The following is a 15,297-nucleotide window of genomic DNA, read 5'->3' on the forward strand; positions in this document are numbered from 1 at the left end:
CCTGCACGCAGTGAAGACCTTGGCACCGTGTCAATGTCAAGTGCGCGGCCCGGTAGACATCCTTCGCCGATCAATCCGTGCCCGATCGGCTGATTCCGCCGGTCAACCGGGGTCGCGCATCCGGACGCCGGGATGGTTGGCCCGGACGTTCCGGGCCGCGAGCTCGGCCGTCCTGGCGATCCGGCGCTGGCGCGTCTCCGGCCGTTTGGCGGCGGCGATCCATTCGAGGATGAGCCGCCTCGACGACGGCGGGAAGGCGTCGAAGTGCCTGCGGGCGGCGGCATCGCGGTCGAGCAGGGCGCCGAGGTCGGCGGGAACGGCCCCGGCCTCCGCGCCGGGCACGACCTCCCAGGTCCCGTTGGCCTTGGCCAGCTCCACCACGGCCTGCCCGGCTTCGGTCATCAGGCCGAGCTCGGCCATCCTCACCGCACGCTCCCGGTTCACCCGGCTCCAGCTGCTGCGCGGGGTGCGCGGGGAGAACCGCAGCTGCGAGCTGGTCGCGTCGCGCCTGCGGTGCAGGCCGTCGATCCAGCCGAAGCAGAGCGCGTGCTCGATCGCCTCGGGGTACCGCAGGCCCGGGGTGCCGCTGTTCTGGTGCCGCAGGACCAGCCAGACCTCCCGCTCGGTTGCCGAGTGGCGGGCGAGCCAGGCCCGCCACTCGGCAACCGAGTTCGCAACCAGGACGTTCATCTCAGATTCCCCGGTTCGAGGCGAGCACGTCCAGGTAGTGGGCGTTGTACATGACACCGAGGATGTTGCCGAACGGGTCGACCACCGAGGCGGTGACGAACCCCGGTCCGCGCTCGACGGGCTTCTCGTGCACGGTGGCGCCCAGGTCGAGCAACCGCCGGAAAGCGGCGTCGACGTCGTCCACGGCCCAGTAGACGATCGCGCCCGCCGCCTGCTCCGGCCGGGCGTGCGGGGCGAACCGGCTGTCGACGAGGCCGAGCTCGTGCTGGTAGTCGCCGATCCGGAACTCGAGGTAGGCGGGCGGGCCTTCGACCGGGCGGGCGAAGTACGGCTCGGCTCCGAGCAGGTCGATGTACCAGGCGCGGGCGGCCGCGATGTCGTCGGCGACGTAGACGACGGTGGTGAGTCCTCGCAACATGGGCGGGGTTCCTTCCTCTGGGGTGTGTCGCCACCATGCTCGCGGGCAAAGTGCTCACCTCCTGAGCACTTTGTGCGGGAGACTGCGGTATGCGCGCTGACCGGCTCGTGGCCGCCCTGCTGTTCCTGCAGGCACGCGGACGGGTGACCGCCGCCGAGCTGGCCACCGAACTGGAGGTGTCGGTGGCCACCGCGCGCCGCGACCTGGAGGCACTGTCCACCTCGGGCGTGCCGGTCTATCCGCAACCCGGCAGAGGGGGCGGCTGGGCGCTGCTTGGCGGCGCCCGCACCGACCTCAGCGGCCTGTCAGCCGCCGAGGCGCAGGCCCTGTTCCTGCTGGTCGGCCCGGCCGCGGCGGTCTCCGGCGAGGCCAAGGCGGCACTGCGCAAGCTGGTGCGCGCGCTGCCGCGCACCTTCCGGGCCGACGCGGAGGCCGCCGCGGGCGCCACGATGATCGACCCAGCCCGCTGGGGCGAGCCCGACCGGGACCGGCCCGAACCGCTCGACCTGCTGCAGGACGCGGTGATCCGGCGGCGCGAACTCCGCCTGACCTACGTCAGCGGAGCCAGGCAACGGTCCGAGCGGGTCGTCGCCCCCTGGGGTCTGGTGGACAAGGACGACATCTGGTACCTCATCGCCGGTACCGAGCGCGGCAGGCGCACGTTCCGCGTCGACCGGATCGGCCATGCCGAGGCGACCGGCGGGACGTTCGAGCGGCCCGCCGACTTCACGCTGGCCGCCGCGTGGGACGAAGTGGTCGGGGAGGTGGAGCAGCGGCGCTCCCGCACCTGGGCGACGGTGCTCGTGCCGGTCCGGTTCCTCGGCGTGCTGCGTGACCAGTTCGGGCGGCACTGCCACCACGACGGGGAGCACGACGACGGCAGGGCACGGGTGCGCCTGGGCGCGCCGACCCCGCTGGACATCGCCCGCCACCTGGCCGGGTGGGGCGCGCTGGTCGAGGTGGAGGAGCCCCGGTCGGTCCGCGCCGAGCTCGCCCGCCTCGGCGCCGAGCTGACCGGCCGCTACTCCGCCGGCGACCGCGCGGGTGAGTCCTGACCAGCCGCTCCGCGGCCGCGGCGAGGTGGCGCGGCAGGGTCACGGTCTGGCCCCGCTTTCTCGGTCTCCGGCCGTACTTCCCGGGAGCCAGGCGGGTCATCGCCGTTCCACGGGCCGGGTTCACCCGCCATGAGCGTCGGCACCATTGCTGTCGTCCGCACGCTCGAAATTCTCGCGGTGGCGCAGGATGTCGCTCTGATGGTCACGGACCCAGTGCACGAGTCCGTCCACGGCCTCGCTCAGTGAGTGGCCGAGGGGCGTCAGGGCATACTCGACCCGCGGGGGCACCTGCGGGTACGCGGTCCTGGTGACCAGTCCGTCCCGGGTGAGGGCGCGCAGCGTCTGGCTGAGCATCCGCTGGGAGATACCGGCGACCTGCTCGTGCAGCGCGGTGAAGCGCAGCGGACCGGACGCCAGGACCGTGATGGTCAGTAGCGTCCACTTGTCACCCACCCGCGCCAGCACGTCGCGGACGAGCTCGATCGTCTGGGCGCAGTCCGGCGCGACCCCACGCCGCGCGAGTTCATGGCCGAGATAGCTGCCTGTCACGGATCGCGGTTCCTTCCCGGTCACCAGCTGACTTCAAAGTGCGTAGGGACGAGCCGGACTAAATCGGCCGGACACACGATTCTTACTGATCGTAACTGACGGGCGGCCGCCCACTGGCGGTCGTGACAGCGGGAGGACGGCATGGTCCGGCACGACACGTTCACGATCGCGCGGCACTTCGAGGTGCCGCGGGAGGAGGTCCACGCGGCGTTCGCCGACACCGGGGTCAGGCGGCGATGGTTCCGGCTTCCCGGAAACGGAACCTCGTACGAGCACGACTTCCAGGTGGGCGGTGGTGAGACGGCACGCAGCACCTTCACCGGGCTGAACACGGCGCCCGAACAGTTGGAGTACCGGTCCTGGTACATCGACATCGCCGGTGTCCACCGGATCGTCTACGGCTACGAGGCCGTCGTGGACGGCGACCTGCGATGGACCTCGCTGGTCACCGTCCGGCTCGACGCCGAGGGGGACGGAACCCGCCTCGGCTGGACCGAACAGGTGACCTTCGTCAGGTACAGCGGGGACGGCAGTACGGACCTGGCGCACCTGCGCGGCGCGAGCGTACTGCGGCTGAACGCCCTCGACGCGGCCCTGCGGCCCGGACATCGGCATCAGCGTGCGCGGTGAAGGTGTGTTCCGGGGGCAACGCCTCCGCCACGGAGATCGCCGAATTGCCTGCCCCCCACTCAGCTCGCCGGGCAGGACCCCGCGACCGGGTCCGCGTCGCGGTCGGCGTCCTCCTCCCAGTCCTCGTCCCCGCCCGTCCGGTACTCCTCGGCGAACACCCGCTCGCCCAGCGCCGCCCGCGCCGTCGCCGCGATGCGGTCCACGTCGCCGCGCTCCGCCGGGGGCAGGGGAGCGCCCACCCGCTCGCGGATCCGCCCGGCCGTACCGAGCAGCCGGGCCGCCGCACGGTGCTCGCCCGCCAGCGCCGCCACGCCCGCCATGCCCTCCAGCCCCAGCGCGACGGCACGCGGATCACCACCGGCCCGCGCCACCCGCAGCCCTTCCCGGTGCAGGCGGCAGGCCCGCTCGGGGTCGCCCCGCAGCTCCGCCACGAACCCCAGCTCGGCGAGGATCAGCGCGACCCCGGACGCTCCCTCTTGCAGCCGATGCCATTCGAGCAGCACGGTCAGCTCCCGCTCGGCCGTGTCGAGGTCGCCCGCGCGCCGCGCGCCCAGCGCGAGCCCGGTGCGCGCGTACATCTCACCCGGGGCGAACCCCTGCCCGGCGGCCAGCCGCAGCGCCCGCTCGTGCAGCTCCCGCGCGCGGTCCGCATCGCCGGTCAGCAGCGCGACCCGGCCCAGCCACGACAGCTGGTACGACACCTCCGGCCACAGGCCGAGCTCCCGCGCCAGGCGCAACCCCTCCTCGTGCTCCCGCCTGGCGGCCCGGTAGTCGCCGCCGATCTGCGCGAGCACACCCAGCGCGAACGACGCCTGCAACTGCCCCCACCGGTCGCCGAGCTCCCGGAACCGGCGCGCGCTCTCCTCGGCGCGGTCCCGCGCACCGGCGAGATCGCCCCGCGCCATCGCCTGGCTGGCCCCGTCGGCGAGCGCCGCCGCGACACCCCACCCGTCGTCCAGCGCCCGGAACGACTCCAGGGCGAGGGCGGTCAGCTCCTCGGCTCTGGCCAGGTCGCCGACCGTGCCCAGCACGTAGCCCAGGAACCACAGCGCCCGCGCCCGAGGTCCCGCGTCGGGGATCTCCCGCGCCGTGGCCACCGCCGCCAGGTCCGCGCGCCCGCCCGCGAGCACGTCGAGCCCCGCGAGCCAGGCCAGGGCCGCACCCCGCGCCGACGTCCCTTCCGCCCCGGGGACGGCGAGCGACGCCCGCAGCGACCGCCTGGCCTCGCCCAGCCGCCCGCGCAGGAACCAGTACCACGTGAGGGCGCACGCCAGCCGCAACGCCTCCTCGGCGAGCCCCTGCCGGACGGTCGTGTCCAGCGCTGACCGCATGTTCGCGGCCTCGGCGTCCAGTCGCTCCAACCAGTCCCGCTGGGCCGGGCCGCGCAGCCGCGGCTCGAGGTCGCGGGCGAGCGCGGCGTACCAGGCGGCGTGCCGCGCCCGCACGGCACCGGCCTCACCGGCCTCGGCGAGCCGCTCCAGGCAGTAGGCGGCCACCGACTCCAGCAGGCGGTACCTCCGGCCGCCCCGGCCGTCGTCGTCGCCGACCACGAGCGACCGGTCCACCAGCCTGGCCAGCAGCTCGACGACCTCGCCGGAGCCGACCGGTCCGCCCGCGCACACCGCCTCCGCCGCATCCAGCGCGCAACTCTCGGCGTGCACGGCGAGCCGCCGCAGCACCACGCGTTCGGGCTCGTCGAGCAGCTCCCAGCTCCAGTCGATCACCGCCCGCAGCGTCCGCTGGCGGGGCGGAGCGTCCCGGTAACCCGCCGCCAGCACGGCGAACCGGTCATCGAGCCGGGCCAGCAGCTCGTGTGCGCCGAGTGCTCGCAGCCGTGTCGCGGCCAGCTCCAGGGCGAGCGGAAGGCCGTCGAGACGGCGGCAGATCGCGGCGACCGCGTGAACGTTCTCCTCGCCCAGCCGGAACCCGGGTGCGGCCGCGGCCGCTCTCGCCGCGAACAGGCGCACGGCGCTGAACTCGCGCACCGACCGCAGCACCTCCGCGGCAGGGCGGGCCGGGCCGGCGTGCCCCGCCCCGGGAATGCCCAGCGGCGGCACCGTCCACAGCACCTCGCCGGACAGCCCGAGCGGTTGCCGGCTTGTCACGAGCACCCGCAATTCCGGAGCCGCCCTCAGCAACCGGGCCACCAGTGCGGCGACCGGCTCCACCAGCTGCTCGCAGTTGTCCAGCACGAGCAGCCCGTCGCGGTCCCGCACGGCGTCGGCGAGCCGGTCGGGCAGCGGAGCCCGCGCGCCCGCCGCGGTGGAGTCCCGCACGCCGAGCACGGCGGCGACGGCCTCCGCGACGCGAGCGGCGACCTCCCGGTCCGGCGCCCGCCGGTCGAGTCCGGCCAGCTCGGCCAGCCACACGCCGTCCGGGACGTGGTCCGCAAGCCGCCTCGCCGTCTCCAGCGCCAGCCGGGTCTTGCCGACCCCGCCCGGGCCGGTGAGCGTCACCAGCCGCGTGGAGCCGAGGAGGGAACGGATCTCGCGCACCGCCTCCTCCCGGCCCACCAGCTCGGTCAGCGGAACGGGCAGGGTCGCCCGCACCCGCCGTGGCGACGGCGGCGCCAGCCCGGGCTCCTGACGCAGGATCGCCTGGTGCAGCTCGGTCACCTCGGAACCGGGTTCGAGGCCGAGCTCGTCGGCCAGCCGCTGCCGCAGCTCCCGGTACGCGGCCAGGGCCTCGGACTGCCGCCCGGCACGGTAGAGCGCCCGCATGTGCAGCGCCCGCAGCCGTTCGCGCAGCGGATACCGCGTGACGAGATCGGCCAGGTCGGCGAGCACGCGGTCGACCTCGCCGAGCGCGAGCCTGACCTCCGCCAGTTCCTCCAGCGCGGCCAGCCGTTCCTCGTCGAGCCGGTGCGCGAGCGGCGCCGCGAACGGCTCACCCGCGAAGTCGGCCAGCGCGGGACCCCGCCACAGTGCGGCGGCCTCGGCCAGCAACGCGGCTTTCGCACCGGGCTCGGCCGTTCCCGCCGCCCGGCCGGTGAGCTCGCGGAACCGCCACGCGTCCACCGCCTCGTCCGGCACCTCCAGCGCATACCCGGCGGAGCGGTGGACGACGAGTGCCCGCCCGCCCGGCTCGGCGCGCTCCAGCACCCGCCGCAACTGCGAGACCTTGGTCTGCAGGGTGTTGGCCGGGTTGCCGGGCAGCCGCTCGCCCCACAGATCGGCGGCCAGGCGCTCCACGGGCACCGGGCGGCCCTGGTGCAGCATCAGGTCGGCCAGCAGAGCGCGCACCTTGGCCTCCGGCACCCTGACCTCGGTGCCCTCCGCCGTCCACACCGCGAGCGGCCCCAGTACCCCGAATCGCACGAGCCGACGTTACCGGCGGCCACCGACGAAACCGTGCGCGAACCCGCAGCGATCCGTGCGAGCGCACCGCCACGGTGAACCCCATGACCGAACAGCACAAACCAGCGGTGAGCGTGCTCGGCCTCGGCGCGATGGGCACCGCCCTCGCCGAGGCCCTGCTCGCGGCGGGACATCCGACCACGGTCTGGAACCGCACCCCGGCCAGGACCGATCCACTGGTGGCCAAGGGCGCCGCCAGGGCCGCCGACGTGGGGGAGGCGGTGTCGGCGAGCAGGCTCGTCCTCGTGTGCCTGCTCGACCACCCCTCCGTCCACAGCGCACTCGACCCCGCCGCCGACCGGCTGCGTGGCCGGGCTCTGGTGAACCTGACCAGCGGCACACCGGCGCAGGCGGAGGAGCTGGCGACGTGGGCGTCGTGCCACGGCGCCGACTTCCTCGACGGCGGGATCATGGCCGTCCCGCCGATGATCGGCAAGCCCGGCGCGTTCGTCCTCTACAGCGGTTCGCGGGACGCGTTCGACGCCTACCGCGGCACTCTCGACGTCCTGGCGGACAGCCGTTACCTCGGCACGGAGCCCGGCCGCGCGGCGTTGTACGACACCGCGCTGCTCAGCGGCATGTACGGCATGTTCATGGGCATCCTGCACGCGCTCGCCCTCGTCACGGCGGACGGCACGGCGGCGGGGGAGTTCGCGCCGATGCTGCGGGAATGGCTCGACGCCATGTCGGGCTTCGCCACCAGCGCCGCCGAGCAGATCGACCGCGCCGACTACGCGCTCGGCGTCGTCTCCAGCCTCGCCATGCAGGCCACCGGCTTCGACGAGTTCCTCGACGTCGCCCGCGAGCGCGGCGTCAGCCCGGAACTGCTCGCCCCGCTCGGGCCGCTGCTGCGGCGGCGCGTCGCCGACGGGCACGGGCACGAGGACATCACCGGAGTCATCGAACTACTCAGGACAGGGAGCGCCGGATGAACGACAGCACGAGGGAGCCCGTCACCGTGATCGGCCTCGGCCCCATGGGCCAGGCGATGGTGCGCGTCCTGCTGGGCCGCGGCCACCGGGTGACCGTGTGGAACCGGACGGCGGCGCGAGCCGACGCGGTGGTGGCGGAGGGCGCCGTCCGCGCGGGCACCCCGGCCGAGGCCCTCGCCGCGAGCGAACTGGTGCTGCTCAGCCTCACCGACTACCAGGCCATGTACGACATCCTCGGCGCAGCCGAGGGCGCGCTCGGCGGCAGGGTGGTGGTGAACCTCAGCTCGGACACCCCGCAACGCACCAGGGATGCCGCGGGCTGGCTCGCCGAGCGCGGCGCACGGCTGCTGGTGGGCGGCATCATGGTGCCGGCCGAACTGGTGGGCAGCGACCAGGCGTACGTCTTCTACAGCGGGCCGAAAGCGGTGTTCGACGCGCACGAGGAGACTTTGCGGCCGATCGGGAGGCCCGATCACCGGGGCGAGGACCCCGCACTGGCCCAGCTGTACTACCAGGCGCAGCTGGACATCTTCCTCACCTCGCTGTCGGCGTACCTGCACGCGACCGCGCTGCTGCGCGCGGCGGGCGTCGAGGCCACCACGTTCCTGCCGTACGCGACGGAGACGTTCGACACGATGTCCTACTACCTCGGCGACGCCGCGCGGGAGATCGAGGCCGGCACGTACCCCGGCGACCTGGCGTCGGTGACGATGATGGGCGCGACCGCCGACCACATCGTCGGGGCGAGCGCCGCGGCCGGGATCGACCTCGACCTGCCGAGGGCGGTGCGGAGCCACTACGCCCGCGCGATCGCCGCCGGGCACGGCAAGGACAGCTGGACCAGCCTGTTCGAAGTGATCAGCAGGCGCGACGACGGCTGACCGGGCGGGTGGGCTGACCCCCAGTCGTCAGCCCACCCGCTCCTCGAGCCGGACCGTCACGTCATCGCCGGGGCCCTTGCCGATCGCGGCACGGAGCTTGGCGGTCACCGGAAGCTTGTGGGTTCCGTCGCCCAGCGCCATGAAGGAACTGCGGAACGGGTGCCCCTCGATGGTGCCGCGCACCTTGACCAGCCCTCGCGTGCCGAAGAACTCGGCCGAGCCGGGCATGACCACGTACGTCCAGCCGCCCTTGGCGGGGCTGCGCTGCAGGGGCGCGGTGAACTCCTTGTCCAGGCGCGTGCCGTTGTCCTCGGTCATGCCGGTGTCTCCTCGATCATCTGGAAGGTGTTTCCGTCCGGGTCCCGGAACGTGAACATCGGCGGCACGCCCTCCCAGACGAGCAGCGGGTCCACCGCGACGCCTCTCGCCGCGAGCTCAGTGTGCGCCGCGGCGGCGTCGCTCGTGGTCAACCGGATACCGGTGTCGGCGGCCGGCGTGCCCTGCTTCGCCGCGACCAGCGCGACCGACGTGACCGCCCCCGCGGGAGCGACCTCGATCCACCGGGCGCCGAGCTGGGGGAGCGGGGCGTCCAGCCGCTTCTCGAAGCCGAGGACGCCGACGAAGAACCCGATCGCGCGGTCCTGGTCGGTGACGGGAACGCTGACGGTGCGCACGCCGAGCACCGCGGTCTCGAGGGGACCCTTCATCCAAACCTCCGTGGGTTGCTTTAAGCAAGCACAGTACTCCTAAGCAACCAGCGTCACCAGCCTCAGTGGAGCTTTTCCCGGCAGCGCGCCATCGGCACCGGCCGGGGTTTCCGTTTTGTCCAAGCGGCCGGTGGCCGGGGCTGCCAAGGTGTGGGGATGATCAGGAGAATCTTTCCCTACGCCGACGGAGGGGACCTCGCCGCTTCCCGGGCCTTCTACGTCGAGGTGTTCGGGCTCGACGTCGCGATGGAGGATCCGGTCCTGTGCGTGCAGTCTCCGGCCAACCCCGCGGCGCAGGTGATCGTCCCTCCAGCCGGGATGGACGAGACCCCGCCACGTCTCGGGATCGACGTGGGTGAACCGGCAGCCGTCGACGCGGCGCACGCCGAGGCCGTGCGCCGTGGGCTCCGTATCGTCTACCCGCTCACCGACGAGCCGTGGGGCGTGCGCCGGTTCTTCGTGGAGGATCCGGGCGGCACGGTGGTCAACGTGCTCGCGCACCTGCCCTGATCCGGAGGCAGCGGCAGGCGACCACCTGCCCACCGCCGGAGTCCTACGTGCGGTCCGCGTCGGCGAGGGCGTCGATGAGCGCGCCCACCGTGTGGTCGGCCTCCAGCGGGTGCCGCAGCCTGCCCTGCGCGTTGACCGTGTAGGAGTTGCGCCTGCCGACCTTCGCGCGGGTGAGGTAGCCGCCCTCGACGAGGTCGGCGACGATGCCCTGCACGGCCCGTTCCGTGATACCGACCTTCAGGGCCAGCTCACGCATCGTCAGCCGCGAGTCCGAGGCCAGGCAGAGCAGGACGTGACCGTGGTTGGTCAGGAACGTCCAGCCGGGCGACGTGGCCCTGGCCTTCGTCCTCGTGCTGGTCTCCGTGGCTTCGGACATGGTCACGGCCGACATGGTATCCCGCCGGGGACACTCCGATCAGCCGTTCGCCGGCGAACCGGCGCCGCGGGCGCGCGGTCAGCCGCTGCTCACCGCGCACTGACCACGATCGACCCGTTCGGGCGGCCCCGCGGACGGCGTCGGGTCGAAGTCGAAGATCGCCGTGGGGATGTACAGCGTCGCGCAGGCGTTCGGGATGTCCACGACGCCGGAGAACCTGCCCTCGATCGGCGCGGCGCCGAGGATCAGGTAGGCCTGTTCCGGCGTGTAACCGAACTTGGTCAGGTACTCGATCGCGTGCAGGCACGCCTGCCGGTAGGCCAGGGTGGCGTCCAGGTAGCGCTGCTCACCGGAATCGGTCACCGACAGCCCCGCGAACGTCAGGTACTCGGAGTAGCGCGGCTCGACCCGGCCGGGGATGAACGCGGGCGACTCGAGACCGTACGTCCGCATCCCGCCCTTGATGACGTCGACGTGCAGGTCGATGAAGCCGCCCATCTCGATGGCGCCGCAGAAGGTGATCTCGCCGTCACCCTGGCTGAAGTGCAGGTCGCCCAGCGACAGCTTCGCGCCGGGGACGAACACGGGGTAGAAGACCCGGGTGCCCCGGGACAGGTTCTTGATGTCCTGGTTGCCGCCGTTCTCGCGGGGCGGGGCAGTGCGGGCCGCCTCGCCCGCGACCCGGTCGAACTCGTCACCGGACAGCGACCCGAGCAGCGCGTTCTCCGGCAGCGGCGGCAGGGCGAGCGGCGGCACCCGGTCCGGGTCCGTCGCGATCAGGTCTCCCTCCCGCTGGTTCCAGCGCGACAGGAGTTCGGGGGAGGGCGCCGTGCCCATGAGCCCGGGATGCGCGATGCCGGTGAAGGAGACGCCCGGCAGATGCCGGGAGGTCGCGGTCTGTCCGTGGAAGTCCCACACGGCCTTGTAGGCGTTCGGGAACCTGTCGGTCAGGAAGCCACCACCGTTGTCGCGCGCGAAGACACCGGTGTAGCCCCAGCCCTGGCCCGCGACCGGACCGTGCTCCTGGGGGACCGGCCCGAGGTCGAGGATGTCGACCATCAGCAGGTCTCCCGGTTCGGCGCCCTCCACGGCGATCGGGCCGGACAGCTGGTGGACCATCGACAGGTCGGCGTCCCGGACGTCGTCGGCGGAGTCGTCATTGTGAATGGTGCCGTCGAACCATTCCCGGCACTCGACGCGGAACTCCTCGCCGGGCCGCACCGTCACCGCCGGGGGAACGTCCGGATGCCACCGGTTGTGCCCGGGCACATCCTGGTCGGCGAACCGGCGGGCCTGATCGACCGCGAACCTGACCTGTGGCATGTGCTGCTCCCTTCTCGATGCGTCAGGGGCGGGGGAGACGGGCGTGCCGGGGATCGCGGCTGACCCGCACCCCGCCGCTCGCCCCACGTGGTGGAGGCGCCGACACCACCTCCGGGCTCTCCGCGCTACGCTGGGCGTACTCGCGTGCGCGCGACCACGACGACGGCGTGGTGTGCCGTACCGCGGGGGCCGTGTACCGGCGCGCGGCGGGCTCGCCGCAGTCCGGGCACGGCCGCGTCGCCGCCGCCTCGCCCATGGGGTGTTGCCGCTCGAAGTCGCCGCACCGCGCGCAGCGGTACACATACGTCGCCATCGCCCGCCGTCCCTCGGGGTCGGAAACCGGTTCTGGGGGGCCTTCCCGGCGGATCCGGCGGGCAAACCGCGTCGTCGCGACGAAACGGGGCGCTCGCGGGAGGCTGGCCGCCGGCGTGGGACGTCGAAAACCGGGTGGGGAGCGGACGGTGGCGCGCGTAGTGTCGGCGACCGTGATCGGCGAGGTGAACAGGGGAGACGACCCGGCGGACGGCTGGTTCCCCGAGAGCGTGGCGGCGGACTACGACACCCCGGGCGGCGCGAACGCGCCCGAGGTGGTGACGCCCGCGGTGGACGTCCTCGAGGACCTGGCCGCAGGCCCGGTGCTGGAGTTCGCGGTCGGTACCGGGCGGATCGCCGCGCCGCTGGCCGCCCGCGGCGTGCCGGTCAGCGGGATCGAGCTCAGCCGGGCGATGGCGGCGCGTGTCGCGACCAAGCCGGGCGGTGACGCGGTGGGGGTGACGATCGGCGACATGACGACGACACGCGTCGCCGGCCGGTTCTCGCTGGTCTACCTGGTGTTCAACACGATCAGCAACGTGACCACTCAGGACGGGCAGGTCGACGTCTTCCGCAACGCGGCCGCACACCTAAGCCAGGGTGGGTTGTTCCTCGTCGAGGTGGGCCTGCCGGACCTGCGTCGCCTGCCACCCGGGCAGGACGCCGTCCCGTTCGCGGTGGCGCCCGGCGCCGACGGCGGCGGCTATGTCGGGTTCGACCAGTACGACGTCGTCACGCAGGAGTTCACGTCGAACCACGTCACCGTCACTCCGGGCGGCGCGGGGCGGTTCCGCCGCATTCCGTTCCGGTTCGCCTGGCCTGCCGAGCTGGACCTCATGGCGCGCATCGCCGGGATGCGCCTGAAGCACCGGTGGGCGGATTGGGACCGTTCGGAGCTCACGGCGGAGAGCACCAAGCACGTGTCGGTCTGGGAGGCGGGCCCGCAACACCAGGAGTTCGGCTGAGCCTCCGGATGTGCGCCCGGTATCGGAGGCGCGGGGAGGACGCACTGGGGAGCGCTTCCCCGCTACTTAACATAATGTAGCTTATCGGCACTCTGGAAGGCTCCGGAGAGGTGCTGGTCGCACCGGTTCGGATGCGGCCGGCACCTCCCACGCGAGTACTCCCGCTCAGCCCTCGACGTAGGCGGCGAGGTGTTCGCCGGTGAGCGTGGACCGGTCGGCGACGAGGTCCGCGGGCGTGCCCTCGAAGACGATCCGGCCGCCGTCGTGGCCCGCGCCGGGACCGACATCGATGATCCAGTCGGCGTGCGCCATGACCGCCTGGTGGTGCTCGATGACGATGACCGACTTGCCCGAGTCGACCAGGTGGTCGAGCAGGCCGAGCAACTGCTCGACGTCGGCGAGGTGGAGCCCGGTGGTCGGCTCGTCGAGAACGTAGACGCCGCCCTCCTCGGCCATGTGGATGGCCAGCTTGAGCCGCTGCCGCTCGCCACCGGACAGCGTGGTCAGCGGCTGGCCGAGCCTGAGGTAGCCCAGTCCCACGTCGGCCAGCCGCCGCAGGATCTTGTGGGCCGCCGGTGTGCGTGCCGCGCCCTCCGCGAAGAACTCCTCGGCCTCGGCCACCGACATGGCGAGCACCTCGCTGATGTCGCGCCCGCCCAACTTGTACTCGAGCACGGACGCCTGGAACCGCCTGCCCTCGCATTCCTCACAGGTGGTGGCGACCCCGGCCATCATCGCCAGGTCCGTGTAGACGACCCCGGCGCCGTTGCAGTTGGGGCACGCGCCCTCGGAGTTGGCACTGAACAGCGCCGGCTTCACGTTGTTGGCCTTGGCGAACGCCTTGCGGATCGGGTCGAGCAGCCCGGTGTAGGTCGCCGGGTTGCTCCGCCGCGAGCCGCGGATCGGGGTCTGGTCGACCGCCACCACGCCTTCGCGCCCGGCCACCGAGCCGTGCAGCAGCGAGCTCTTGCCCGAACCCGCCACACCGGTGACGACCACGAGCACGCCGAGCGGGATGTCGACGTCGACGTGGCGCAGGTTGTGGGCGCTGGCGCCCCGCACCTCCAGCGCCCCCGACGGGGTCCGCACCGAGGGCTTCAGCCGGGCCCGGTCGTCCAGGTGCCGCCCGGTCAGCGTGCCGCTCGCCCGCAGCCCCTCGACGGTGCCCTCGAACACCACCTCGCCACCCTCGGTGCCCGCGAGCGGGCCCAGATCGACGACGTGGTCGGCGATCGCGATCGTCTCCGGCTCGTGTTCCACGACGAGCACCGTGTTGCCCTTGTCCCGCAGCCGCAGCAGCAGGTTGTTCATCCGCTGGATGTCGTGAGGGTGCATGCCCGTGGTGGGCTCGTCGAAGACATAGGTGACGTCGGTGAGCGACGAGCCGAGGTGCCGGATCATCTTGGTGCGCTGGGCCTCGCCGCCGGACAGAGTCCCCGACGACCGGTCCAGCGAGAGGTAGCCCAGGCCGATCTCCACAAAGGAGTCGAGCGTGTGCTGCAGCTTCCCGAGCAGCGGCGCCACGCTGGGCTCGTCGAGTCCGCGGACCCAGTCGGCCAGGTCGCTGATCTGCATCGCGCACGCGTCGGCGATGTTGACACCCTTGATCTTCGACGACCTGGCCTCCTCGGACAGCCGGGTGCCGTCGCAGTCGGGGCACGTGGTGAACGTGACCGCCCTTTCCACGAACGCCCGGATGTGCGACTGCAGCGAGTCGACGTCCTTGGACAGCATCGACTTCTGGATCCTCGGGATCAGGCCCTCGTAGGTCAGGTTGATGCCGTCGACCTTGATCTTGGTCGGTTCCTTGTAGAGCAGGTCGTGCAGCTGCCGCTTGGTGAACTTGCGGATCGGCTTGTCCGGGTCGAAGAAGCCGCAGCCGCGGAAGATGCGACCGTACCAGCCGTCCATGGTGTAGCCGGGGATCGTGATCGCGCCCTCGTTGAGCGACTTGGACTCGTCGTAGACCTGGGTGAGGTCGATGTCGTTGACCGAGCCCCTGCCCTCGCACCGGGGGCACATGCCGCCGGTGATGCTGAAGCTGCGGCGTTCCTTCACCTTCTGCCCGCCGCGTTCCACGGTGACCGCGCCCGCTCCGCTGATCGAGGCGACGTTGAAGGAGAACGCCTGCGGGGAACCGATGTGGGGCTTGCCGAGCCGGCTGAACAGGATGCGCAGCATGGCGTTCGCGTCGGTGGCGGTGCCGACCGTGGAACGCGGATCCGCCCCCATCCGCTCCTGGTCGACGATGATCGCGGTCGTCAGTCCTTCGAGGACGTCGACGTCGGGCCGAGCCATCGTCGGCATGAAGCCCTGCACGAAGGCGCTGTAGGTCTCGTTGATCAGCCGCTGCGACTCGGCCGCGATCGTGCCGAACACCAGGGAGCTCTTGCCCGATCCGGAGACGCCGGTGAACACGGTGAGCCGGCGCTTCGGCAGCTCGACGCTGACATCGGAGAGGTTGTTCTCGCGTGCGCCGTGCACGCGGATCACATCGTGGCTGTCGGCAACGTGCGACGCGGGCGTCCGCGTGTCCGTCGTCGTGGCCGTGCTCATCGTGTCTCCCTCTGTTGGGTGGGTCGCCCGGCTCCCG

15 protein-coding genes and 1 pseudogene are annotated in these 15,297 nt (G+C 72.5%); 6 read left to right on the forward strand and 10 right to left on the reverse strand.

The window, feature by feature from the left end:
* Window positions 1-102: 102 nt before the first annotated feature.
* Window positions 103-690, reverse strand: a complete 588-nt coding sequence (locus B0I33_RS23120) for a YdeI/OmpD-associated family protein (RefSeq protein ID WP_106180960.1) — start codon at window positions 688-690, stop codon at window positions 103-105.
* A gap of 1 nt (window position 691) precedes the next feature.
* Window positions 692-1,108, reverse strand: coding sequence for a VOC family protein (locus tag B0I33_RS23125; protein ID WP_106180961.1), 417 nt, complete (start codon window positions 1,106-1,108; stop codon window positions 692-694).
* 89 nt (window positions 1,109-1,197) lie between these two features.
* On the opposite strand from B0I33_RS23125, the gene B0I33_RS23130 reads away from it, so the two are divergent.
* The gene (locus tag B0I33_RS23130; protein WP_106180962.1) at window positions 1,198-2,163 is read left to right on the forward strand and encodes a helix-turn-helix transcriptional regulator; all 966 of its coding nucleotides are present in this window, start codon (window positions 1,198-1,200) and stop codon (window positions 2,161-2,163) included.
* 120 nt (window positions 2,164-2,283) lie between these two features.
* Here the strand turns inward: B0I33_RS23130 and B0I33_RS23135 are convergent, their stop codons facing one another.
* Window positions 2,284-2,712: a winged helix-turn-helix transcriptional regulator gene (locus B0I33_RS23135; protein WP_106180963.1), complete on the reverse strand. Its 429-nt coding sequence runs from the start codon at window positions 2,710-2,712 to the stop codon at window positions 2,284-2,286.
* 141 nt (window positions 2,713-2,853) lie between these two features.
* Between B0I33_RS23135 and B0I33_RS23140 the strand changes: the two genes are divergently transcribed.
* Entirely contained in the window at window positions 2,854-3,342 is a 489-nt protein-coding gene (locus B0I33_RS23140; protein WP_106180964.1) for an SRPBCC domain-containing protein, read from the forward strand.
* 59 nt (window positions 3,343-3,401) lie between these two features.
* Here the strand turns inward: B0I33_RS23140 and B0I33_RS23145 are convergent, their stop codons facing one another.
* Window positions 3,402-6,659, reverse strand: a complete 3,258-nt coding sequence (locus B0I33_RS23145) for an AfsR/SARP family transcriptional regulator (RefSeq protein ID WP_106180965.1) — start codon at window positions 6,657-6,659, stop codon at window positions 3,402-3,404.
* Window positions 6,660-6,742: 83 nt separating this feature from the next.
* On the opposite strand from B0I33_RS23145, the gene B0I33_RS30820 reads away from it, so the two are divergent.
* Together B0I33_RS30820 and B0I33_RS23155 are read left to right on the forward strand one after the other, a co-directional pair.
* Entirely contained in the window at window positions 6,743-7,630 is an 888-nt protein-coding gene (locus B0I33_RS30820) for an NAD(P)-dependent oxidoreductase (RefSeq protein WP_106180966.1), read from the forward strand.
* Window positions 7,609-8,511, forward strand: a pseudogene (locus B0I33_RS23155) (NAD(P)-dependent oxidoreductase); the annotation flags it as partial. The gene B0I33_RS30820 and the pseudogene B0I33_RS23155, both read left to right, overlap by 22 nt.
* Before the next feature lie 27 nt (window positions 8,512-8,538).
* On the opposite strand, the gene B0I33_RS23160 reads toward B0I33_RS23155, so the two are convergent.
* Entirely contained in the window at window positions 8,539-8,829 is a 291-nt protein-coding gene (locus B0I33_RS23160; protein WP_106180968.1) for a DUF1905 domain-containing protein, read from the reverse strand.
* Entirely contained in the window at window positions 8,826-9,218 is a 393-nt protein-coding gene (locus tag B0I33_RS23165) for a VOC family protein (RefSeq protein WP_106180969.1), read from the reverse strand. Before B0I33_RS23165 ends, B0I33_RS23160 begins: the two co-directional genes overlap by 4 nt.
* Window positions 9,219-9,374: 156 nt before the next feature.
* Between B0I33_RS23165 and B0I33_RS23170 the strand changes: the two genes are divergently transcribed.
* Window positions 9,375-9,728, forward strand: coding sequence for a VOC family protein (locus tag B0I33_RS23170; protein ID WP_106180970.1), 354 nt, complete (start codon window positions 9,375-9,377; stop codon window positions 9,726-9,728).
* Window positions 9,729-9,771: 43 nt separating this feature from the next.
* Here B0I33_RS23170 and B0I33_RS23175 read toward each other — a convergent pair whose 3' ends face one another.
* The 3 genes from B0I33_RS23175 to B0I33_RS23185 all read right to left on the reverse strand — a co-directional run bounded on the left by B0I33_RS23175 (window position 9,772) and on the right by B0I33_RS23185 (window position 11,740).
* A complete protein-coding gene (locus tag B0I33_RS23175; protein ID WP_106181155.1) occupies window positions 9,772-10,104 on the reverse strand; it encodes a helix-turn-helix transcriptional regulator in 333 nt (110 codons plus the stop codon).
* A 78-nt stretch (window positions 10,105-10,182) separates the two neighbouring features.
* The gene (fmdA, locus tag B0I33_RS23180) at window positions 10,183-11,427 is read right to left on the reverse strand and encodes a formamidase (RefSeq protein WP_106180971.1); all 1,245 of its coding nucleotides are present in this window, start codon (window positions 11,425-11,427) and stop codon (window positions 10,183-10,185) included.
* Between the two features lie 22 nt (window positions 11,428-11,449).
* Window positions 11,450-11,740, reverse strand: coding sequence for an FmdB family zinc ribbon protein (locus B0I33_RS23185; RefSeq protein ID WP_106180972.1), 291 nt, complete (start codon window positions 11,738-11,740; stop codon window positions 11,450-11,452).
* Between the two features lie 184 nt (window positions 11,741-11,924).
* Between B0I33_RS23185 and B0I33_RS23190 the strand changes: the two genes are divergently transcribed.
* Complete coding sequence (locus tag B0I33_RS23190; protein WP_181193433.1) at window positions 11,925-12,704, forward strand: methyltransferase domain-containing protein; 780 nt, start codon at window positions 11,925-11,927, stop codon at window positions 12,702-12,704.
* Window positions 12,705-12,869: 165 nt separating this feature from the next.
* Here B0I33_RS23190 and B0I33_RS23195 read toward each other — a convergent pair whose 3' ends face one another.
* Window positions 12,870-15,260: an ATP-binding cassette domain-containing protein gene (locus B0I33_RS23195; RefSeq protein WP_106180973.1), complete on the reverse strand. Its 2,391-nt coding sequence runs from the start codon at window positions 15,258-15,260 to the stop codon at window positions 12,870-12,872.
* Between the last annotated feature and the right edge of the window lie 37 nt (window positions 15,261-15,297).

It is taken from the genome of Prauserella shujinwangii, assembly GCF_003001955.1.
Classification (GTDB): Bacteria; Actinomycetota; Actinomycetes; order Mycobacteriales; family Pseudonocardiaceae; genus Qaidamihabitans; species Qaidamihabitans shujinwangii.

Bases quoted from the DNA above. Each gene is read 5' to 3' on its own strand.
- B0I33_RS23120 (WP_106180960.1), bottom strand. From the start codon at position 690: ATGAACGTCCTGGTTGCGAACTCGGTTGCCGAGTGGCGGGCCTGGCTC.
- B0I33_RS23125 (WP_106180961.1), bottom strand. From the start codon at position 1,108: ATGTTGCGAGGACTCACCACCGTCGTCTACGTCGCCGACGACATCGCG.
- B0I33_RS23130 (WP_106180962.1), top strand. From the start codon at position 1,198: ATGCGCGCTGACCGGCTCGTGGCCGCCCTGCTGTTCCTGCAGGCACGC.
- B0I33_RS23140 (WP_106180964.1), top strand. From the start codon at position 2,854: ATGGTCCGGCACGACACGTTCACGATCGCGCGGCACTTCGAGGTGCCG.
- B0I33_RS30820 (WP_106180966.1), top strand. From the start codon at position 6,743: ATGACCGAACAGCACAAACCAGCGGTGAGCGTGCTCGGCCTCGGCGCG.
- B0I33_RS23160 (WP_106180968.1), bottom strand. From the start codon at position 8,829: ATGACCGAGGACAACGGCACGCGCCTGGACAAGGAGTTCACCGCGCCC.
- B0I33_RS23165 (WP_106180969.1), bottom strand. From the start codon at position 9,218: ATGAAGGGTCCCCTCGAGACCGCGGTGCTCGGCGTGCGCACCGTCAGC.
- B0I33_RS23170 (WP_106180970.1), top strand. From the start codon at position 9,375: ATGATCAGGAGAATCTTTCCCTACGCCGACGGAGGGGACCTCGCCGCT.
- B0I33_RS23175 (WP_106181155.1), bottom strand. From the start codon at position 10,104: ATGTCCGAAGCCACGGAGACCAGCACGAGGACGAAGGCCAGGGCCACG.
- fmdA (WP_106180971.1), bottom strand. From the start codon at position 11,427: ATGCCACAGGTCAGGTTCGCGGTCGATCAGGCCCGCCGGTTCGCCGAC.
- B0I33_RS23185 (WP_106180972.1), bottom strand. From the start codon at position 11,740: ATGGCGACGTATGTGTACCGCTGCGCGCGGTGCGGCGACTTCGAGCGG.
- B0I33_RS23195 (WP_106180973.1), bottom strand. From the start codon at position 15,260: ATGAGCACGGCCACGACGACGGACACGCGGACGCCCGCGTCGCACGTT.